The organism is Parviterribacter multiflagellatus (assembly GCF_056863265.1).
In genome coordinates, this window is the sequence record NZ_JBXPIZ010000013.1 from 162,985 (window position 1) to 181,807 (window position 18,823).

An 18,823-nucleotide genomic window follows, 5' to 3' on the forward strand; every position below is an offset into this window, starting at 1 on the left:
CCTGCGCACCTCCTGCGCACTTCTGTCACGAAGTCGCGCGCCGTCGTAAACTGGTCTGCAAGGTCTCGTTCACGTTTTTTCTCCTCATTTGCGGGGTCTGAGGCTCGCGAGGCGCTTTTCCATCCGAGCCGCGAGCGACCCTCCATGACCCGCTCTTGCAGGTCATCGACGGCGCCGGATCTTCCTGGCGACGCAACCAGAGGAAGAAGGAGAACCCCGGAATGGCAGCCACCCCGCAGACCGCACTCATCCAGGACACGGCTCCTGGTCAGCCCCTGTCGGTCCGGAGGCTGCTGACCCAGCCGGGAGTGCACCCGTACGACGCCGTCGAGTGGGAGAAGCGCGACGCGCGCATCGGCCACGGCGACCGCGTCGCCTTCGAGCAGAAGGACGTCGAGTTCCCGGTCTCGTGGTCGCAGAACGCGACCAACATCGTCTCCCAGAAGTACTTCCGCGGCCAGCTCGGCTCGCCGGCCCGCGAGTCCTCCGTCAAGCAGATGATCTCGCGCGTCGCGGGCACCATCGCCGACTGGGGTCGTCAGCGCGGCTACTTCGCCTCGGTCGAGGACGGCGACACGTTCGAGGCCGAGCTGACGCACATCCTGCTCCACCAGATGGCGGCGTTCAACTCGCCGGTCTGGTTCAACGTGGGCTTCGAGGAGCAGCCGCAGTGCTCGGCCTGCTTCATCCTCTCGGTCGAGGACACGATGGAGTCGATCCTCGACTGGAACACGCGCGAGGGGCGCATCTTCCGCGGCGGCTCGGGTTCGGGCATCAACCTGTCGAAGATCCGCGGCTCGATGGAGCAGCTGTCCAAGGGCGGCACCGCTTCGGGCCCGGTCTCCTTCATGCGCGGCGCCGACGCGTGGGCCGGCACGATCAAGTCGGGCGGCAAGACGCGCCGCGCGGCGAAGATGGTCGTCCTCGACGTCGACCACCCCGACATCCTCGACTTCATCTGGTGCAAGGCCAAGGAGGAGGACAAGGCCGAGGCCCTCGCCAAGGCGGGCTTCGACATGTCGATCGACGGTGAGGGCTTCCAGTCGATCCAGTACCAGAACGCGAACAACTCGGTGCGCGTCACCGAGGAGTTCATGCAGGCCGTCGAGAACGACGACACGTGGGACCTGATCGCCCGCACCGACGGCTCGGTCGTCGAGACCGTCCGCGCGCGGGACATCATGAACGCGATGGCCGAGGCCGGCTGGCGCTGCGCCGACCCGGGCATCCAGTACGACACGACGATCAACCAGTGGCACACGAGCCCGAACTCGGGGCGCATCAACGCCTCGAACCCGTGCTCGGAGTACATGCACGTCGACGACTCGGCTTGCAACCTCGCGTCGCTGAACCTCATGAAGTTCCGCCGTCCGGACGGCTCGTTCGACGTCGAGACCTTCGAGCACGTCGTCGACATCGTCTTCCTCGCGCAGGAGATCATCGTCGGCCCGTCGAGCTACCCGACCGAGGAGATCGGCGCGAACGCCCGCGCGTTCCGCCAGCTCGGCATCGGCTACGCCAACCTCGGCGCCTTCCTGATGTCGAACGGCATGCCGTACGACTCGGACGAGGGCCGCGCGGCCGCCGCCGCCATCACGGCGCTCATGACCGGCCGCTCGTACCTGCAGTCGGCGAAGATCGCCGCGGCGCTCGGGCCGTACGAGAAGTACGCCGAGAACCGCGACGCGCACAACGGCGTCATGCGGATGCACCGCGACGCGTCGTACGCGATCCCGGACGCCGCGACCGTCGACACCGCCCTGCTCGAAGCGTCGCGCCGCGTGTGGGACGACGCGGTCGACGCCGGCGAGGCGTTCGGCTACCGCAACGCGCAGGCGTCGGTGCTCGCGCCGACGGGGACCATCTCGTTCCTCATGGACTGCGACACCACCGGCGTCGAGCCCGACTTCTCGCTCGTGAAGTTCAAGGAGCTCGTCGGCGGCGGCACGATGACGATCGTCAACCGCACGATCCCGATGGCGCTGCAGACGCTCGGTTACACCGACGAGCAGATCGTCGAGATCGAGCGTTACGTCAACGAGAACGCGACCATCGTCGGGGCCCCGGGCCTGGCCGAGGAGCACCTCGCCGTGTTCGACGTGGCCGTCGGCGACCGCGCGATCTCGCACATGGGCCACATCAAGATGATGGGCGCGGTCCAGCCGTTCCTGTCGGGCGCGATCTCCAAGACGGTCAACCTGCCGAACACGGCCACCGTCGCCGACATCGCCGAGGCCTACACCGAGGCGTGGCGGCTGGGCGTCAAGGCGCTCGCGATCTACCGCGACGGCTCCAAGACGGCGCAGGCGCTGCGCACCGAGGCGCAGAGCGACGAGCCGGCCAAGCCGGGCGCCGAGTACACGAAGGCCGAGCTCGACGCCGCGGTCCTCGAGGCCGTGACGAAGACGAAGCTCGAGCTGGCCCCGTCGCGCAACCGCATGCCGGTCGAGCGGCAGTCGATCACGCACAAGTTCTCGATCGGCGGCCACGAGGGCTACATCACCGCGGGCATGTACCCGGACGGCACCGTCGGCGAGATCTTCATCACCGACGTCGGCAAGGAGGGCTCGACCCTCCGCGGCATGATGAACTCCTTCGCGACGGCGATCTCGATCGCGCTCCAGTACGGGGTGCCGCTCGAGACGCTCGTGCAGAAGTTCGCGTACATGCGCTTCGAGCCGGAAGGGATCACCCAGAACCCGGAGATCCCGTTCGCGAAGTCGATGCCGGACTACATGATGCGCTGGCTCGCCTCGCGCTTCCTCGACGCGGACACGCAGGAGGAGCTGGGGATCATGACCCAGGAGGTGCGGGCGAAGAAGATGGCGCAGGACACCGCGCTGTCGATCTCCTCCGACACCGCCGGCCCGGCCACCCCGGCCCCGACGAACGGCAACGGCGCCGCGAAGCCGCAGGCCGCCGCCGGCACCCCCGGCCTCCCGACGGTCGCGGGCTCCCAGCCGGCCACGACGGTCCCGGCCGCGTCGGCCCTGACCGACACGCCGCCGGTCGTGCCGGCCCGCATGGTGGGCCTCGACCTCGGCCCGGCGTGCAGCCAGTGCGGCGGCATGATGCAGCGGACCGGCTCGTGCTACACGTGCTCGTCCTGCGGCAGCACCACCGGCTGCGGCTGATCCTCCAGCCACACCGCAAGAGCTGAGCGAAGGGCGCCCGTCGGGCGCCCTTCGCCGTTCTCGGGGGCGGCCCGCGCGGCGCGTCAGCGCGCCGAGCGGGTGAACGTGACGTGCGTGACCCCGCTCGGCGAGGACGTCGCCTCGACGGCGTAGTCCTGCTCGACGCCCTCCAGGCCGTCCCACAGTCGCACGCCGCGGCCGAGGAGGATCGGCACGACGGCGATGTGGGCGTGGTCGATCAGGCCCGCGGCGAAGAAGTCGCGGACGACCGTGGGGCCGCCGCCGATGCGAACGTCCTTGCCGCCCGCGGCCTCGCGGGCCGTCTCGAGGGCCTCCGCCGGCGATGCGTCGAGGAAGTGGAAGGTCGTGCCGCCCTCCATCTCGATCGGCGGGCGGACGTGGTGGGTGAGGACGAAGACCGGCGTGTGGAACGGCGGGTTCGGACCCCACGCGCCGCGCCAGTCGGGCTCCTCGTGCCAGCCGGGGTGGCCGAACTTGCCCGCGCCCATGATCTCCGCGCCGATGCCCGGATCGTGCTGCTGGACGAAGGCGTCGTCGACGCCGCCGCTGCCGCCGGGCTCCCACCAGCGGGTGGCGAACATCCACTGGTGCAGCCGGTCGCCGGCGTGGCCGAAGTGCAGGTCGCGGCTCTGGCCCTCCCCGGTGCCGAAGCCGTCGAGCGAGATCGCGAAGTTGTGGACGCGTGCGAGGGACATGGCCGGGCTCCTTCAGTCGTAGTAACGGCGGGCGGACGAGCCGACGCGGGTGACGTCGGTCCCGTAGACGTGGATCGAGATGGCGGTCGTGTCGCCGGTGTTGCGGACGCGGTGGATGTCGCCGGGCGGCGCGAAGCCGCCGACGTCGCCGACGTGGTTCTCGCTGCGGCCGATCAGGCGCAGGTCGGCGTCGAACAGCTCCTCGCGCTCGACGCCCTGGATGACGCCGAGGACGCACCACGTGACGTGGTCGTGGATCCGGGTGACCTGGCCGGGCCGCCACACGAGCGCGACGATCGAGAACGAGCCGTCCGGCTCGACGTGCAGCACGTGGGCGACGTAGTCGTCGGGCGAGCCGAGCCGCTGCTCGGCGGTCAGGACGTCCGGGGTCGGCAGGTGCCGGCGCAGCTCGTCGGCGACGAGCCCGGCGGTCTCGGCCCAGTCGGCGTGGGTGTCCACGGCGGCGCGGACACCGGCGACGAGCGGCCCGAGCCGGCTGGTGGAGCGGATCTCGGTGGCAGGCATGCGTCGAGCTTCCCGACGGCGCGCCCATACGTCCAATGCCAACTTCGACGGTGACCGATAGATAGGGTTGATCCATGCTGGACGTCAGGCGGCTGCGCGTCATCGACGCCGTCGCACGCCACGGCTCGGTCACCGCCGCCGCGCGGGAGCTGCACTACTCGCAGCCGTCGGTGACCCACCACCTCGCGCGGCTCGAGGCCGAGACGGGCGCGCAGCTCCTGCAGCGCGTCGGGCGGGGCATCCGGCTCACGCCTGCCGGGCAGCTGCTGGCCGACCGCGCCGCCGAGATCATCGGCCGCATCGACGCCGCGGGCGCGGAGCTCTCCGCCCACGTCGGCCTCAACGCGGGCCGCGTGCGGCTGGCGGCGTTCGCGTCGGCCAACGGGTCGCTCGTCCCCGCCGCGGTGGCGACGCTCGCGGCGCGGTACCCGAGCCTGGAGATCCAGCTCACCGACACGCATCCCGGCGACGCGCTCGAGCTGCTGCGCACCGGCAAGGTCGACGTCGCGATCATCTTCCGCTACGACGACACCGAGCCCGAGCCGCCGCAGGTGCGCCTCCACCACCTCCTCGACGACGCCGTCTACGTCCTGTCGACGCGACCGGAGGAGGGCGGGCTGGCGAGCCTGCGCGACGCGACGTGGATCGCCGGGTGCGAGCGGTGCCGCGGGCACCTGCTGGCGGTGTGCGCCGACGCCGGGTTCGACCCGCGCATCGCCTACAGCTCCGACGACATGGTCGTGATGCAGGCATGGGTGGCCGCCGGGCTCGGGGTCGCGACGCAGACCGGGCTGTCGCTGCTCGCCCACCACATCGACGGCGTCGTCGCGACCGAGCTGCCGGACATCAAGCGCCACATCTACGCGGCGACCTACGGCGAGCCGCCCGACCCGCCCGCCACCGCCGCGCTGGTGGAGGCGCTGACGGAGGCGGCCGCCACGGCAACCGCCTCCGCACAGCGGCCCGCTTAGGCGCGCACGCGGCGCAGCGTCAGCCACGAGAGCAGGAGCCACTCCACCGCGAGGATCTTGCGGCCGAGCCACAGCGCGACGCGCGCGCCGGCGACCGCGACGGCCACGTCGCGCGCGTCCTCGCCGGACGCCTTGACCTTCAGGCGAACCGGCTCGCGGTGGTCCGGCGGAGCGAGCCGCGCGGGCACGCTGAGGAGCAGGCCGAGCGCGAGGAGCGCGGCGAGGACGGCGGGGGCTGCCGCGGGCGGGAGGTGACCGGTCACGGCGGCGGCGACGGCAGCTGGCGCCGCGAGGCCGGTGATGAGGCAGGCGAGGAAGTCGTCAGGATTCGAGAAGCCCAGCGGAGGACGGCCGCGTAGGTTCGCGTCCATGACCTCCACCGTGGACTTCGCCACCGTCTCGACCGCCGGCCTCGACTCGTCGCCCCACGCCGACGCGCTGGCCGGGCTGCGCGCCAACGAGGCGCGGTACTTCAAGAACAAGTACGACCACGTCTTCACCGTCGAGCCGGCGAGCGAGGCCGCCGAGACGGTCGAGTGGGTGCACCGGATCCTCGCCGAGGAGCGGGACCTGGTCATCGCCTCGCGGCCGCTCGAGGCCTCGGCCTTCGAGGTCGACGGCATCCGCTTCGCGTACGTCTTCTACGAGAGCGGCCTGGCGATCAACGTCATGTACGCGCTCGACCCCGCCGGGAAGCGGGCGGTCGGCTTCAAGCTCGCGGACGGCATGGAGATCCCCGAGGAGCTCGAAGCGGCGGGGTTCAAGTTCGCCCGCCAGAAGTCCAAGCTGGCCGGGACGATCCGCGGCTCGTTCTTCGTGATCAAGCACGAGCACTGACCCGGCCAGCTCGGTCTCGCGGTCAGGATGCGGCGACGAGGACGACGGTCCGGCCGCGCAGCTGACCCGCGGCGGCGCGGGCGTGGACCGACGCGAGCTCGGCCAGCGGGACCCGCTCGGCGACCTCGACGCGCAGCTCGCCGCGGTCGACCATGTCGGCCAGCTCCGTCAGCTGCGCCGCGTCGCTGCGGACGAACACCCCGACCGCGCGCACGCCGCGGGCCTCGTCGGCCGGCGTCGGGATGGTCGGCACCGTGTTCACGACGACGCCGCCGTCGCGGACCAGCGCCGTGAGCGCGGCCAGATCCTCGGGCGCGATGCGGGCGAGGTTGAGCAGGACGTCGACCGGCTCGCCCACCGCCGCGGCGAGGTCGGTGGTGGTGTGGTCGACGACCTCGTCCGCCCCCGCGGCCCGGACGCGCTCGGCGCTCCGCGGGCTGGCGGTGGCGATGACGTGCGCGCCGGCCCGCTTGGCGAGCTGCACCGCGTAGCCGCCCACCGCGCCGCCGGCGCCGTTGATCACGACGCGCTGACCGGCCGTCAGCCCGGCGTCGTCGAGGAGCGCCTGCCGCGCGGTGAGGCCGACCATCGGCAGCGCGGCGGCGTCCGCGAGCGGGATGCTCGCCGGCGCGGGCGCCAGGACCTCGGCCGGCGCGACGACGTACTCGCCGGACGCGCCGGCGGCGACCATCGGCAGGAACCCGATGACGTCGTCGCCCACCGCGAGGCCGCCGTCCACGCCCTCGCCGAGCGCGTCGACCGTCCCGGAGACCTCGATGCCGGGCACGTGCGGGAGCGTCACCGGGAACACCTCGCGCAGGTAGCCGCCGCGGATGCCGTCGTCGACGGGGTTGAACGTCGTCGCGGCGACGCGGATGCGGACCTCGCCCGCGCCGGGGACCGGCGTCTCGGCGTCCTCGTAGCGGAGGACGTCGGTGTCGCCGTACTCGTGGAAACGCACTGCCTTCATGACTTGCTCATCTCTGATCGGACCGTGTGCTTCGAATTCGAAGCACCTGATGGCGACCAACGTAGCACCGCTTCGAATTCGAAGCAAGTACGATCTTGGGCATGCCCTCCGACGACGACCGGCCGGCGACCCTCGACCCCGCCCAGCTCGGCGCGTACTTCGCGCTGATCGAGGTGTCGAGCCTGCTCAAGCACGCGGTCGAGCAGCAGCTGCGCGAGGCGGGCGACCTGAGCTACGTCCAGTTCCAGCTCCTGGCCCGGCTCGGCGACCAGCCGGACGGCAGCCACCGCATGACCGACCTCGCCGACGGCGTCGTCTACAGCCGCAGCGGCCTGACGTACCAGGCGGGGCTGCTGGAGAAGGCCGGGCTGGTCACGCGCTCCCCCTCGCCCGACGACGAGCGCAGCGTCACGGTCACCATCACCGAGGCCGGGCGCGAGCGGCTCGCCCGCGTGTTCCCCGGCCACATCGAGGTCATCAACCAGCTCCTGTTCGACCCGCTGTCGGACCGCGACGTCGAGGCGCTGGCCGCCCTGCTCGGGCCGGTGCGCGACCACATGCGCTCCACCCCGCCGCGCTCGGCCGCACGGCGCCGCACCGGCGGCAGCACGCGCAAGCGCTGAGCGTCGCCGTCGCTCAGCGCCGCTTCCGAGGCGTCAGGTCCCACGCGCTCGCGCGCGCTCCGTCGGTGGCGCCGGAGCCCCGGCCGGAGCTCGGGCTGCGAGTCCGGCGGCCCGGATCCGGGCGGCTGCGGGTGGGGTGAGGAGCGCGAGCGCCGCGGCGAGGCCGGCGACCGCGAGCATCGCGCCAGGAAGACTGGTCGCCGCGGCCCAGGCGCCGACGTAAGCCGGGCCGGCGAGGAAGCCGAGGTAGGCGACGGTCGTGACGACGGACGTCGCGCGGCCGCGCGCGCCCTCGCCGACCTGGGCCGTGGCGGCCGCGAGCAGCGTCGGGAACACGACCGCGGTCCCCGCCGCGGCGAGCGCGAGACCCGCGAGCGCGACCGGCACCGAGCCCGCGGCCGCCACGAGCGCCGAGCCGCCGGCTGCCGTCCCCGCGCCGGCGACGACGAGGACCACCGGACCGAGCCGCACCGCGCTGACCGCGAACCGGCTCACCGCGGCGACGCCCGCGAACACCGCCGGCCCGGCCGCCGCGACCGCCGGATCGGCGGCGAGGACGTCGGCGAGGTAGACCGCGCCCCAGCTCTGGTGGGCGTTCTCGACCGCGTACGCGAGCGCGCCGAGGCCGCCGGCGAGGAGGAGCGCCGTGAGCGGGAGCGCGACGGCGGGAGGAGCGGGGCGGCGACCCGGAGCGGCGGGGCGATCGGCAGCGGCGGGCGTGGCCGTGGCGACGAGCGCGGCGGCCGCCAGGGCCGCGACAGCCAGGGCGACGACGAACGGCAGCGCGAGCGGCGCGTCGGCCCCGTGGAGGGCGCCGGCGAGGAGGCTGGACACCACGACCGCCGCGGAGAACGCGCCGTGGGCGCGGGTGAGGACCGGGCGGGCGGTCGTGCGCTCGGCCGCCGAGGCGGTCGCGTTGATCGCCACGTCCGCGGCGCCCGACGTCGCGCCCAGCACGACGAGTCCCGCCGCGAGCGTCATGAGATCGCGCGCGGCCAGCGCCACTGCCACGCCCGCGACGCCGAGCAGGACGAGCGTGGTCGCGGCGACGCGGTCGCCCCAGCGGTCGACGGCACGCCCCGCGATCGGCATCGCCGGCAGCGCGCCCGCCCCGACGCACAGCAGCGCGGTCCCCAGCTCCCCCTCCGACAGGCCGGTCTGGTCGCGGATCGCCGGCACCGAGGCGCCCCACGTTCCCCAGAACGCGCCGAACGCCGCGAACACGACGTATGCCCGCAGGTTTGTGTACCGATACACAGTCCAGGTGTATCCTTACACGATCGTCCCGAAACGGCGACCCACGATGGCGGACGTCGCACGCGCGGCGGGGGTCTCGGCCATGACCGTGTCGTACGCCTACGCCCAGCCGCAGCGGGTCTCCGAGGCCACGCGCGAGAAGGTCCGCACCGCCGCGCGCGAACTCGGCTACCCCGGGCCGCACCCCGTCGCGCGCTCGCTGCGCCGCGGTCGCGCGGGCGCCCTGGGCGTCGTGCTGGGCGAGCACCTGACGTACGCGTTCGACGACCCGCAGGCCGCGCGGTTCCTCGCCGGCGTCGCCGAGGTCTGCGTCGAGCACGGGCTCGCGCTCACCATCCTCCCGCTCACCGGCGCGCCCGAGGACGGCGAGCGCATCGCGGACGCGGCGGTCGACGGGTTCGTCGTCTGGACCACCGCCGACGACGACCCGGTCGTGGACGCGATCGCCGCCACGGGCCGCCCGGCGGCGATCCACGGCGGGCCCGAACGCGAGGGACTCCCGCTCGTCGCCGCCGACGACCGCGCGGCGGCCCGGGCGGTCGCCGCCGAGGCCTTCGCGCACGCCGCCAGGCCCGCCGTCGTGAGCTTCCCCGTCGACCGCGAGCGGACGACCGGCACGGTCGCCGGTCCCGACCCCGCCGCGGCCAGGTTCCGCGTCACGCGCAAGCGGCTGGAGGGCTACCGCGCCGCGTGGGAGGACCGCGGGGGCCGCTGGGACGACGTCCGCGTCGCGGTCTGCGCCCGCAACACCGCCGCCGCCGCGCACGACGCCGCGGCCGCCCTGCTCGCCGGCCCGGACCCGCCCGACGCGGTGGCCGCGATGAGCGACGAGCTGGCGATCGGCGTCCTGCACGCCGCGGCGCGCGCCGGCGCGGAGATCGCCGTCACCGGGTGGGACGACTCGGACGCCGCCGCGGCCGCCGGCCTCACGACCGTCGCGCAGTCGCTGCGCGACCAGGGCGCGCGGTGCGCCCGGATCGCGCTGGGCGAGGCGGTCGAAGGCGACGTGGCGTGGCGGCTCGTGCGCCGCAGCTCCACCGGCGCCACCGGCTCCACCGGCGCCGCCCGCGCCGCCCCGCCCGGCTGACCGTCAGGCGCGGACGACGCCCCGCGTGTCGCGCATGTACGCGTCCGCGGCCACCTCGGCCTCCTCCGGGGACGCCCCGCGCTGGCGCGCCGCGAGGTACGGCGCGTACCAGTCCCACCAGTCGTGGGCCGGCGTCGCCTTCTCGAACGCGTCGTGGTGCTCGGCCGTCTCCCGCAGCAGCTCGGCCAGCGCGGCGACGTCCACCGCGCTCACCGCCCGGGCAGGCGCGTGGTGATCTCCTGCAGGAGCCACCCGTTGCCGTCGGGGTCCTCGAACGACGCCCACGAGCCGTACGAGCGGCGCTCCGGGTCCGGACCGGGCACGCGGGCCGTGGTGCCGGCGTGGTGGAAGATGCCGCCCTCGTCGTGGAAGACCTCGCTCACGTCGACGCCGCGCGCGGCGAGCTCGGCGCGGGACGCCTCGACGTCGTCGACGACGAGGATCAGGCTCTCGACCGACCCCGGCGCGGCGTTCGTCACGCCGGTGCCGAAGATGATCGCGGCCGGCGAGCCGGGCGGGGTGAGCTGCACGACGCGGAAGTCCTCGCTCGTCGCCAGGTCCGCGTCCTCGCGCCAGCCGAGGCCGAGGTAGAACTCCTTCGCCCGGTCGACGTCGCTGACGGGGAGCACGACGACCTCGAGCTTCATGTCCCGCACCCGGGTCTCGGGGACGGTGGTGGTGTCCTGCGTGGCGCTGCCGCTCATGGTGCCTCCATCGGAAGGGTGGGACGTTCGTGGACCGACCCTGCCGCGCCGCGGATCCACTCGCACCCGTGCACTCCCGGGTCTGGACCCGGGCATCCCCGGGTGCGATGCGGCCCCCGAGCGGCGCACGCTGTCCCCGTCCCCCCCAACCGACGGAGGTCAGCGATGAGCAAGGACTACGACGTGATCGTGCTCGGCGGCGGCTCGCCAGGCGAGCACACGGCCGGCGCGCTGGCCGCGGGCGGCCTGAAGGTGGCCGTCGTCGAGCGCGAGCTGGTCGGCGGCGAGTGCTCCTACTGGGCGTGCATCCCGTCCAAGTCGCTGCTGCGCCCGGGCGAGGCCGTCCAGGCCGCCCGCGACGCGGGTGCGAGCGCGCAGGTGGACGTCGCCGGCGCGCTCGCGTGGCGCGACTACATGGTCTCGGGCCACACCGACGCCGGGCAGGAGCGCTGGCTCGCCGACCACGGCATCGCGCTGCTGCGCGGCCACGGCAGGCTCGCGGGCCCGGGCGCGGTGGACGTCGACGGCGTGCGCCACACCGCCGAGCACGTCGTGCTCGCCAACGGCGCCGACCCGTTCGTCCCGCCGGTCGACGGCCTGCGCGAGCTGGAGGGCGTGTGGGGAACGCGCGAGGCGACGAGCATGACCGAGGTCCCGCGCAGCCTGGTCGTCCTCGGCGCCGGCGCGGCGGGGGTGGAGCTGGCCCAGGCCACCCGCCGGCTGGGCGGCGAGGTCACGCTCGTCACCAACGCCGACCGCGTGCTGGACCGCGAGGCCGCGCCGCTCGGCCACGCGCTCACCGACGCGCTCGCCCGCGACGGCATCGCCATCGTCACCGGCGCCACGGCGACCCGCGCGCACCGCGACGGCGGCGACTACGTGCTCACGTTCGCCGACGGCCGCACGGTCCGGGGCGAGCGCCTGCTGGTCGCGACCGGCCGCCGGCCGCGCGTGCACGACCTCGGCCTGGAGACCGTCGGCATCACACCCGACCCGCGTGGCGTCCCGGTCGACGCGCGGCTCAGCGCGGGCGACGGGCTGTGGGCGATCGGCGACGTGACCGGCGTCTGGCCGCTCACCCACGTCGGCAAGTACGAGGGCGAGGTCGTCGCCGCGAACATCCTGGGCGAGCCGCGCGAGGCGAGCTACGAGGCCGTCCCGCGCGTCGTCTTCACCGACCCACAGGCCGCGGCGGTCGGCGCCACCGACGCGCCGTTCAGCGCGACCGCGCGGCTGGCCGAGGTCGCCAAGACCGCCACCTACACGCACGCGTACGCCGAGTCGAACGGCTTCCTGACGCTGCTCAGCGACGGCGAGCGGCTCACCGGCGCCTACGCGCTCGGGCCGGAGGCGGGCGAGTGGCTCCAGCAGGCGACGCTCGCGATCCGCGCGCGCGTCCCGCTCGACGTCCTCCGCGACACGATCCAGCCGTTCCCCACGTTCTCGGAGATCTTCGTCGAGGCGCTGCGCGTCCTGCGCGAGGCGGTCGCCCCGCACGGCGCGGCGGTGCCGGTCGCGGGGCGGTGAGCTCGCCGTGTTCCCCGACGACACGCTCCGGCTCGAGGCGCTCGCCGCCCTCCTGAAGCGCTGGCTCCGCAGGGCGGCCGGCAGCTCGTCCGAGCCGCCGGCCGCCGCGGAGCCGGTCACCACTCCTGACCGGCGACCTGACGCGTCGCGACGTTGACGCGGTTCCAGACGTTGATGCCGGCGATCGAGAGGACGAGCGCCGCCAGCTCCTGCTCGTCGAAGTGCCGTGCGGCCTCGTCCCAGACCTCGTCCGGGACCGGGTCGGCGCTGTCGGCGATGCGGGTCAGCGACTCGGTGAGCGCGAGCGCGGCGCGCTCGGCCTCGGTGAAGAACGGCGCGTCGCGCCAGGCGGCGACCGCGAACAGGCGGTCGTCGCTCTCGCCGAGCTTGCGGGCGATCTTCGGGTGCTGGACGGCGCAGACGCCGCAGCCGTTGATCTGGCTCGCGCGGAGGTTCATCAGCTCGAGCAGGCCGGGCGACACGCGGACGCGGGAGATCGCCTTGTGCAGCGCCTGGAGCGCCTCCATCGCGCCGGGGACGAGGAACACCGGGTGGCCGGTGCGGGACTCGAGGGCGGTGGTCTCCATGATGCTCTCCTTCGGAAGGCCGTGTCACACGACACGGCGTGGGCGGGTCACCCCCATGACCCACCCCCGACGAGGAACGTGACATCGACATGACCGAGATCGATCTGGCCCAGGAGTTCGAGCAGCACCGCGCCCGGCTGAGTGCGATCGGCCAGCGCATGCTCGGCTCGCAGGCCGAGGCCGACGACGCCGTGCAGGAGACCTGGCTGCGCCTGAGCCGCACCGACCCGGCGACGATCGACAACCTCGGCGGCTGGCTGACGACCGTCGTCTCGCGCGTGTGCCTCAACGTCCTGCGCGCCCGCGCCGCGCGGCGGGAGGAGCTCGTCGACCAGGTCCCGGACCCGGTCGTCACGGCCGCCGACGACCCGCACGCCGAGGCCGAGCTGGCCGAGGGCGTCGGGTTCGCGCTGCTCGTCGTGCTCGAGACCCTGTCGCCGGCCGAGCGCGTCGCGTTCGTCCTCCACGACCTCTTCGCGGTCCCGTTCGGCGACATCGCGACGCTGCTCGACCGCACGCCCGAGGCGACCCGCCAGCTCGCCAGCCGCGCGCGCCGGCGCGTGCGCGGCGGGACGCCCAGCGACGAGGCGGACCGCACGCGCCGGCGCGAGATCCTCGACGCCTTCCACGCCGCCGGGCGGGAGGGCGATTTCGCCGGCCTCCTCGCGGTGCTCGACCCCGACGTCGTCTTGCGCGCCGACCTCGGCCCGGGCGCCGTGCAGCTCCTGCGCGGCGCGGAGAACGTCGCCGGGCAGGCGCGGATGTTCGGCCGCGACCGCACGCTCCAGATGCGCCGCGCCCTGGTCAACGGCGTCCCCGGCGCCGTCACGTTCCGCGACGGCCGCCCGTTCTCGGTCATGGCGGTGGAGATCGCCGGCGACCGGATCGTCGCGCTCGACATCCTCGCGGACCCGGCTCGGGTCGCCGCGCTCGACCTGTCCGCGGTCGCCTGAGCGCCGCCTACGCGCGGACCACGCGCCAGTCGCCAGCCGCGAGCGCGCCGCCGAACGCGCGCTCGCGCCCGTCGACCGCCAGGACGTCCACGTCGACCACACCGCCCGAGCACGCGACCGTCACGGCGCCGTCGGCGGCGACCGCGATCGTCCCCCAGCCCGAGCCGGCCACGAAGGGGAACGTCCCGGGTCGCGACGCCACGGCGAGCCGGCGGCGCAGCGCGTCGTAGCGCAGGCCGGTCAGGCCCTCCAGGACCGACCAGCCCGCGAGCGTGCGCGCGTAGTGGTCGCCGCACTCCAGGTGGTTGTACGGGTTGCGGCGCGTGCCGTCGTACCGGCCCGCGACCGCCTCGACCAGCTCGAGCCCCTCGTCGACGAGGCCCTCCATGAGGCAGTGCGCGGCGACCTGGTACTCGACGCCGGTCCACACCTCGTCGCAGTAGCGGACCGGCACCTCGGGGCGCCCGCCGCGCGGCCACGTGCACACGAGCAGGCCGGTGTCGTCCGCGTCGGCGAACACGCGGTAGCCGTGCTCGAACCCGCGGAACCCGCGCCGGAGGTTGTGCGTGACGAGCGCCCGCAGCGCGCTGCGCACGTGCTCGGCCGGCAGGAGGTGGCCCAGCTCGAGCTGGTGCGCCCACCACTGGCCGAGGAGCTGGTCGCTCAGGCAGCCGGCGCCGAAGTCGTAGGCCGCGCCGGTGTCGGGCTGCGCGTAGTACTCGCCGTTGAAGAGCAGCGCGTCGTAGGCCGCCGACGCCACCGCGAACCGCGCGGCGTACCCCTCCGCGAGGCCGCCGTCCCCGAGCAGCCTCGCGATCTCCTCCATCGCGCGCAGCGCGGCAAGCCACAGCCCGCCGACGAACATGTTCGGGCCGTGCAGGTCGATGTCGTAGGTGACCGGCTGGCGGCCGCGCAGGATGCCGTCGCCCTCGGTGTCCCACGTCGCGGTGACGTGCGCCATGAGGCGGCGCAGCGGCTCCCACTGCTCGCGCAGCCAGTCGAGGCCCGCGCCCTGCCGCGCCTCGCGGTAGGTCTTCAGCACGGCCCCGAGCATCCCGTCGAGCGCCGGCTCGGAGGGCCCGCCGATCGGCTGGCCGTGCAGCTGCGGCATCCACAGCGGCAGCACGACGCGGTGCGGGAGCGAGCCGTCCGGCCCGAGCACGTGGTGCAGCTCGACCTCGCGCTGCGTGACCGCCAGCGACGGGAACAGCCGCGACAGCGCCTGCTCGTAGTTGAAGACGTGCGTGCACGTGAGCGGGCAGGAGCCGCCGACGTCGCCGTTCCAGTTGCGCGTCGACGCGCCGAGCCCGCCCTCGAAGCCGTAGAAGCGGCCGTCGGACGTGCGGAAGAACGTCGGCGAGCGCACGTGCGCGGCCTGGACGTCGAGCAGCTCGCGGACCGCGTCGGGCAGGTCGCTGCGTGTGGTCGCCGCGGCCCACTCCGCCGACGCGCCCAGCAGCGCGTCGCGCTCGGCGTCGAACCGGTCGACGACCGCCAGCGCGCTGCCGTGCCGGTCGGCCGACCACCGGCCGAGCCGCAGCCGGCTGCCGGCGAGCCCGCGCTCGGGCCCGAACTGGTCGAAGTCGACGTCGTGGCCCGGAAGCCACCACGCGTGCACGACCTCGAGCGTCGTCTCCTCGCCCGGCTGGAGCGCGAACGGCAGCGCCAGGGCGCCGCCCCACGTCTGCCCGCCCGGCGACGGCCCGACCGGCGCGACCATCCGCGGGACCAGCTCCTTCAGCGAGCGCCGCACGGACGCCTCGGAGTAGTCGAGCGTCTGGCTCGGCCCCTGCAGGTTCAGCGTGTCCGCCCACCGCAGCGCGTCGGCCGCGGTCGAGAAGCGCGGGAGCACCGCCGCGGGCGCCGACGTCCACAGCGCGAGCTCGCCGAACCGCGGGTCGTCCTCGGCCAGCGACGGGTTGTCCATCACGATTGCGGTCGTGTCGCCTCGGCGCACGACCCGGTTGACGTTGCCGCCGTAGAGCCCGCACCGCGGCCCGTCGATCGGCGTCGTCCCGTCCCACCCGATGCTGTTCTGGAGCGTCGCGACGAGCCAGCCCTGCACCGGGATCGGCCCGCGGTTGCGCAGCGCGACCGCGAACCGCGCGAGCGGAAGCCCGCTCGCGTCGGCGTCGAGCGGCACGAACGGCGTCATCCCCTCGAGCGTCACGTCGAGCGGGACCGCCGGGTCGTCGAACCCGACCCGCGCGTACGGGTAGCGGCCCTCGAACGTGCTCGCCGCCATCGCCGGCCACGTCGCGGTCGGCGGCGCGTTCTGCGCCGGCACCTCGTCGTCGCTCTGGTTCGGCGCGGGCTCCGCGGCGGGCGCGACCGGCGCCGTCTGCAGCACCCGGCGCGGGTCGAGCGGCGGCTCGATGCCGCTCACCCGCAGCGCGAAGAAGCTGTCGGGCACGAAGCCCCGGTGGTTGGGCCGCGGGAGCTGCTGCCACTGGCGCAGCGTGCCGTCCGCCGCCAGCGCGACCTGGCCCGCCCCGACGCCGCCGAGCGGCAGCGCCACCGCCCGCCGGGCGTCACCGCTGACGCGCATCGCGCACCTCCCGCACACCGTCGGCCACGCGCTCCGCCACACCCGCGGCGACGACCGCGAGCGGGCCCGCGGCCGCCCACAGCGGCACCGGCCCGAGCAGCATCACGACCGGCGGGACGACCGCGAGCAGCGTCAGCGCCGCCAGCACCGCCTGCGGCGCGCTGCCGGCGATCGCCAGCCCGGCGCGCCACGCGCCGCGGCCCTCCGCCAGACCGAGCGCCTGCGCGGCGCCCGCGAACGGCGCCCCGAGCAGCGCGAGGCCGAGCAGCACGAGGTCGCAGAACAGCGCGGGCAGCCGGACCGCCGCCGGCATCGACGTCGCCTCCAGCGCCGCGACGGCGAGGATGGCCGGCACCGCGAGGCCGGCGCCGAGCACCGCCCCGCGCCCGAGCCCCGCGCCGACCGCGCCGGCCAGCGCCCGCGGGCCGAGCACGTCGCCCGCGCGCACGCGCACCGCCACGTCGCAGCAGCTCTGCCATCCCGCGCCGAACCCGAGGCCGCCGGCGGCGGCCACGACGAGCCAGCTCCCCGACGCCGCCGCGACCGCCGCGACGCCGCCCGCCACGAGCAGCGGCAGCGCCGCCACGAGCAGCATCGGCAGCCCGCGCCACGCGACCCGCAGGTCGCCCATGACCGCCGGGCTCATCCCTTGATCCCCGTCGAGGCGATCGAGTCCACCAGCGCACGCTGGAAGACGAGGAACAGCGCGAGCAGCGGCGCGACGATCAACGCGATGGCCGCGAAGATCACGACCGCCTCGCTCTCGCCCTGCGCGCCCTGGAGCTGCACGAGCCCGAGCGGCAGCGTCATCTTGTCGGGCGTCGACAGGAAGACGTTCGGCCAGAAGAAGTCGTTCCAGTACGTCTGGAACAGGAAGATCGCGAGCGCCGCGATCGCGGGCCCGGACAGCGGCACGATGACGTGGCGCAGGATGCGCAGGTGCCCGGCACCGTCGATGCGCGCGGCGTCGTCGAGCTCGCGCGGGATGCCGAGCATGTACTGGCGCAGCAGGAAGATGCCGAGCGCGTTGACGAGGAACGGCAGGATCACCGACGGGTACGAGTTGACCAGCCCGAGGTCGCGCATCGCGATGAACACGGGGATCACCGTCATCTGCTGCGGGACCATCAGGCCCGACAGGAAGAGCACGAACAGGCCGTCGCGCCCGCGGAACTCCAGCCGCGCGAACGCGTAGGCCGCGAGCACGCTCGTGGTCAGCGCGCCGATCGTGATCAGCGACGTGACGAGCAGGCTGTTGAGGAACATCTGCCCGTACGGGATGAGGTCGAAGACCCGGTCGAAGCTGTGCAGGTCGATCTCGGTCGGGATCCACGTCGGCGGTAGGTCGAACCGCTTGGCCGCCGGCAGCACCGACGTCACCAGCACCCAGAACACCGGCGCGACCATCAGCAGGCCGAGCAGCACCATCAGGGCGGTCAGGGCCCGCCCGCCGAAGCGCGACACGACGCTCACTGCTCGTACACCCACCGCTTGCGCAGCGCGAACTGCGCGAGCGTCGCGAGCAGGATCACGACGAAGACGAGGATCGCGATCGCCGACGCGTAGCCGACCTGGAAGTCGCGGAACGCCGTCTCGTACAGGTACTGGACGATGCTCACCGTCGAGCCGTCCGGCCCGCCGCGGGTCATGATGAACATCGGCTCGAAGATCTGGAACGCGCCGATGAAGCTGATGACGACGATGAAGAAGATCGTCGGCGAGAGCATCGGCAGCGTGATGTTCCAGAAGCGGTGCCACGTGCCCGCGCCGTCCACCCGCGCGGCCTCGTACAGGTGCGCGGGGATCGCCTGCAGCCCGGCGAGGAAGACGACGAACGCGAAGCCGATCGTCTTCCACAGGTCGACGAGGATCAGCGCGGGCAGCGCGAGCGACGTGCTCAGCAGCCAGTCGTCCGGCAGCCCGATCTTCGAGCCGTAGTACGTCGCGACGCCGAAGGTCGGGTCGAGGGCGTACTGCCAGATGAGCGCGGCCGCCGCCCACGAGATGAGGAACGGGAAGAAGAACGTGGTCCGCAGCACGTAGCGCGTGACGCGGTGCATCGGGCGGTTGACCGCGAGCGCGAGGCCGAGGCCGACGACGACGTGCAGCACGATCGACCAGAAGGTGAAGACGAGCGTGTGCCCGAGCGCGCTGTGCAGCTCCTCGTCGTGCAGCAGGCGCTCGTAGTTGTCCAGCCCGGCGAACGTCGACGTGCTGAGCAGGTTCCAGTTCAGGAAGCTGATCGCGATCGCCCCGATGACCGGGGCGACGACGAACGTCACGAACAGGACGAGCGCCGGCGAGAGGAGCAGGTAGGGCGCCAGGCGTGCACCCAGGCGCCCTCCTCTCCCGCCGGCATGTGCGATGTCGGTGGCCACGGTCCT

General features: G+C 74.0%; 19 protein-coding genes. 7 read left to right on the forward strand and 12 right to left on the reverse strand.

Translation table 11 applies throughout. The annotated features are described in order from the left end of the window. Positions 1-221: 221 nt before the first annotated feature. Entirely contained in the window at positions 222-3,134 is a 2,913-nt protein-coding gene (locus AC1UE5_RS25975; RefSeq protein ID WP_482928844.1) for a vitamin B12-dependent ribonucleotide reductase, read from the forward strand. 83 nt (positions 3,135-3,217) lie between these two features. Here AC1UE5_RS25975 and AC1UE5_RS25980 read toward each other — a convergent pair whose 3' ends face one another. Together AC1UE5_RS25980 and AC1UE5_RS25985 are read right to left on the reverse strand one after the other, a co-directional pair. Beyond that, the gene (locus tag AC1UE5_RS25980; protein WP_482928845.1) at positions 3,218-3,850 is read right to left on the reverse strand and encodes a dihydrofolate reductase family protein; all 633 of its coding nucleotides are present in this window, start codon (positions 3,848-3,850) and stop codon (positions 3,218-3,220) included. Positions 3,851-3,862: 12 nt separating this feature from the next. After that, positions 3,863-4,375, reverse strand: coding sequence for a cysteine dioxygenase family protein (locus AC1UE5_RS25985; RefSeq protein ID WP_482928846.1), 513 nt, complete (start codon positions 4,373-4,375; stop codon positions 3,863-3,865). A gap of 74 nt (positions 4,376-4,449) precedes the next feature. Between AC1UE5_RS25985 and AC1UE5_RS25990 the strand changes: the two genes are divergently transcribed. Continuing rightward, entirely contained in the window at positions 4,450-5,346 is an 897-nt protein-coding gene (locus AC1UE5_RS25990) for a LysR family transcriptional regulator (RefSeq protein WP_482928847.1), read from the forward strand. Here the strand turns inward: AC1UE5_RS25990 and AC1UE5_RS25995 are convergent. Beyond that, complete coding sequence (locus AC1UE5_RS25995; protein WP_482928848.1) at positions 5,343-5,717, reverse strand: hypothetical protein; 375 nt, start codon at positions 5,715-5,717, stop codon at positions 5,343-5,345. The genes AC1UE5_RS25990 and AC1UE5_RS25995 overlap by 4 nt on opposite strands. On the opposite strand from AC1UE5_RS25995, the gene AC1UE5_RS26000 reads away from it, so the two are divergent. Next, the gene (locus AC1UE5_RS26000; RefSeq protein WP_482928849.1) at positions 5,716-6,183 is read left to right on the forward strand and encodes a DUF8821 family protein; all 468 of its coding nucleotides are present in this window, start codon (positions 5,716-5,718) and stop codon (positions 6,181-6,183) included. The two genes, AC1UE5_RS25995 and AC1UE5_RS26000, sit on opposite strands and share 2 nt — an antisense overlap. Before the next feature lie 22 nt (positions 6,184-6,205). Here the strand turns inward: AC1UE5_RS26000 and AC1UE5_RS26005 are convergent, their stop codons facing one another. Then, positions 6,206-7,153 (reverse strand): NADP-dependent oxidoreductase, encoded by a 948-nt coding sequence (locus AC1UE5_RS26005; RefSeq protein ID WP_482928850.1) that lies wholly within the window; start codon positions 7,151-7,153, stop codon positions 6,206-6,208. A gap of 101 nt (positions 7,154-7,254) precedes the next feature. Between AC1UE5_RS26005 and AC1UE5_RS26010 the strand changes: the two genes are divergently transcribed. Continuing rightward, positions 7,255-7,776: a MarR family winged helix-turn-helix transcriptional regulator gene (locus tag AC1UE5_RS26010; RefSeq protein WP_482928851.1), complete on the forward strand. Its 522-nt coding sequence runs from the start codon at positions 7,255-7,257 to the stop codon at positions 7,774-7,776. A 33-nt stretch (positions 7,777-7,809) separates the two neighbouring features. On the opposite strand, the gene AC1UE5_RS26015 is transcribed toward AC1UE5_RS26010, so the two are convergent. Then, entirely contained in the window at positions 7,810-9,033 is a 1,224-nt protein-coding gene (locus AC1UE5_RS26015; protein ID WP_482928852.1) for an MFS transporter, read from the reverse strand. Positions 9,034-9,079: 46 nt separating this feature from the next. Here AC1UE5_RS26015 and AC1UE5_RS26020 point away from each other — a divergent pair, with 46 nt between their 5' ends. Beyond that, the gene (locus AC1UE5_RS26020) at positions 9,080-10,120 is read left to right on the forward strand and encodes a LacI family DNA-binding transcriptional regulator (protein ID WP_482928853.1); all 1,041 of its coding nucleotides are present in this window, start codon (positions 9,080-9,082) and stop codon (positions 10,118-10,120) included. A 3-nt stretch (positions 10,121-10,123) separates the two neighbouring features. Here the strand turns inward: AC1UE5_RS26020 and AC1UE5_RS26025 are convergent, their stop codons facing one another. Both AC1UE5_RS26025 and AC1UE5_RS26030 read right to left on the reverse strand, forming a co-directional pair. Then, positions 10,124-10,333 carry a bleomycin resistance protein gene (locus AC1UE5_RS26025; protein ID WP_482928854.1) on the reverse strand — a complete coding sequence of 70 codons (210 nt, stop codon included), beginning with the start codon at positions 10,331-10,333 and terminating at the stop codon, positions 10,124-10,126. Then, positions 10,330-10,824 (reverse strand): VOC family protein, encoded by a 495-nt coding sequence (locus tag AC1UE5_RS26030; protein WP_482928855.1) that lies wholly within the window; start codon positions 10,822-10,824, stop codon positions 10,330-10,332. The genes AC1UE5_RS26025 and AC1UE5_RS26030 overlap by 4 nt, the downstream gene beginning before the upstream one ends. Before the next feature lie 165 nt (positions 10,825-10,989). Between AC1UE5_RS26030 and AC1UE5_RS26035 the strand changes: the two genes are divergently transcribed. Further along, complete coding sequence (locus AC1UE5_RS26035; RefSeq protein ID WP_482928856.1) at positions 10,990-12,351, forward strand: dihydrolipoyl dehydrogenase family protein; 1,362 nt, start codon at positions 10,990-10,992, stop codon at positions 12,349-12,351. 116 nt (positions 12,352-12,467) lie between these two features. Here the strand turns inward: AC1UE5_RS26035 and AC1UE5_RS26040 are convergent, their stop codons facing one another. Then, positions 12,468-12,938: a carboxymuconolactone decarboxylase family protein gene (locus AC1UE5_RS26040; RefSeq protein WP_482928857.1), complete on the reverse strand. Its 471-nt coding sequence runs from the start codon at positions 12,936-12,938 to the stop codon at positions 12,468-12,470. An 89-nt stretch (positions 12,939-13,027) separates the two neighbouring features. Here AC1UE5_RS26040 and AC1UE5_RS26045 point away from each other — a divergent pair, with 89 nt between their 5' ends. Beyond that, the gene (locus AC1UE5_RS26045; protein ID WP_482928858.1) at positions 13,028-13,891 is read left to right on the forward strand and encodes a sigma-70 family RNA polymerase sigma factor; all 864 of its coding nucleotides are present in this window, start codon (positions 13,028-13,030) and stop codon (positions 13,889-13,891) included. 7 nt (positions 13,892-13,898) lie between these two features. On the opposite strand, the gene AC1UE5_RS26050 is transcribed toward AC1UE5_RS26045, so the two are convergent. Genes AC1UE5_RS26050 through AC1UE5_RS26065 form a run of 4 tightly spaced genes read right to left on the reverse strand, consistent with a single transcriptional unit; the run spans position 13,899 to position 18,817 of the window. Beyond that, positions 13,899-16,439 carry a GH116 family glycosyl hydrolase gene (locus tag AC1UE5_RS26050; protein WP_482928859.1) on the reverse strand — a complete coding sequence of 847 codons (2,541 nt, stop codon included), beginning with the start codon at positions 16,437-16,439 and terminating at the stop codon, positions 13,899-13,901. Then, positions 16,423-17,085, reverse strand: a complete 663-nt coding sequence (locus tag AC1UE5_RS26055) for a hypothetical protein (protein ID WP_482928860.1) — start codon at positions 17,083-17,085, stop codon at positions 16,423-16,425. Before AC1UE5_RS26055 ends, AC1UE5_RS26050 begins: the two co-directional genes overlap by 17 nt. Continuing rightward, complete coding sequence (locus tag AC1UE5_RS26060) at positions 17,082-17,912, reverse strand: carbohydrate ABC transporter permease (RefSeq protein WP_482928861.1); 831 nt, start codon at positions 17,910-17,912, stop codon at positions 17,082-17,084. Before AC1UE5_RS26060 ends, AC1UE5_RS26055 begins: the two co-directional genes overlap by 4 nt. Next, positions 17,909-18,817 (reverse strand): carbohydrate ABC transporter permease, encoded by a 909-nt coding sequence (locus tag AC1UE5_RS26065; RefSeq protein ID WP_482928862.1) that lies wholly within the window; start codon positions 18,815-18,817, stop codon positions 17,909-17,911. The genes AC1UE5_RS26060 and AC1UE5_RS26065 overlap by 4 nt, the downstream gene beginning before the upstream one ends. Positions 18,818-18,823: the final 6 nt, after the last annotated feature.

Bases quoted from the DNA above. Each gene is read 5' to 3' on its own strand.
- AC1UE5_RS26005 (WP_482928850.1), bottom strand. From the start codon at position 7,153: ATGAAGGCAGTGCGTTTCCACGAGTACGGCGACACCGACGTCCTCCGC.
- AC1UE5_RS25990 (WP_482928847.1), top strand. From the start codon at position 4,450: ATGCTGGACGTCAGGCGGCTGCGCGTCATCGACGCCGTCGCACGCCAC.
- AC1UE5_RS26045 (WP_482928858.1), top strand. From the start codon at position 13,028: ATGACCGAGATCGATCTGGCCCAGGAGTTCGAGCAGCACCGCGCCCGG.
- AC1UE5_RS25995 (WP_482928848.1), bottom strand. From the start codon at position 5,717: ATGGACGCGAACCTACGCGGCCGTCCTCCGCTGGGCTTCTCGAATCCT.
- AC1UE5_RS26030 (WP_482928855.1), bottom strand. From the start codon at position 10,824: ATGAGCGGCAGCGCCACGCAGGACACCACCACCGTCCCCGAGACCCGG.
- AC1UE5_RS26055 (WP_482928860.1), bottom strand. From the start codon at position 17,085: ATGAGCCCGGCGGTCATGGGCGACCTGCGGGTCGCGTGGCGCGGGCTG.
- AC1UE5_RS26040 (WP_482928857.1), bottom strand. From the start codon at position 12,938: ATGGAGACCACCGCCCTCGAGTCCCGCACCGGCCACCCGGTGTTCCTC.
- AC1UE5_RS26010 (WP_482928851.1), top strand. From the start codon at position 7,255: ATGCCCTCCGACGACGACCGGCCGGCGACCCTCGACCCCGCCCAGCTC.
- AC1UE5_RS25985 (WP_482928846.1), bottom strand. From the start codon at position 4,375: ATGCCTGCCACCGAGATCCGCTCCACCAGCCGGCTCGGGCCGCTCGTC.
- AC1UE5_RS26000 (WP_482928849.1), top strand. From the start codon at position 5,716: ATGACCTCCACCGTGGACTTCGCCACCGTCTCGACCGCCGGCCTCGAC.
- AC1UE5_RS26035 (WP_482928856.1), top strand. From the start codon at position 10,990: ATGAGCAAGGACTACGACGTGATCGTGCTCGGCGGCGGCTCGCCAGGC.
- AC1UE5_RS25980 (WP_482928845.1), bottom strand. From the start codon at position 3,850: ATGTCCCTCGCACGCGTCCACAACTTCGCGATCTCGCTCGACGGCTTC.
- AC1UE5_RS26050 (WP_482928859.1), bottom strand. From the start codon at position 16,439: ATGCGCGTCAGCGGTGACGCCCGGCGGGCGGTGGCGCTGCCGCTCGGC.
- AC1UE5_RS26020 (WP_482928853.1), top strand. From the start codon at position 9,080: ATGGCGGACGTCGCACGCGCGGCGGGGGTCTCGGCCATGACCGTGTCG.
- AC1UE5_RS25975 (WP_482928844.1), top strand. From the start codon at position 222: ATGGCAGCCACCCCGCAGACCGCACTCATCCAGGACACGGCTCCTGGT.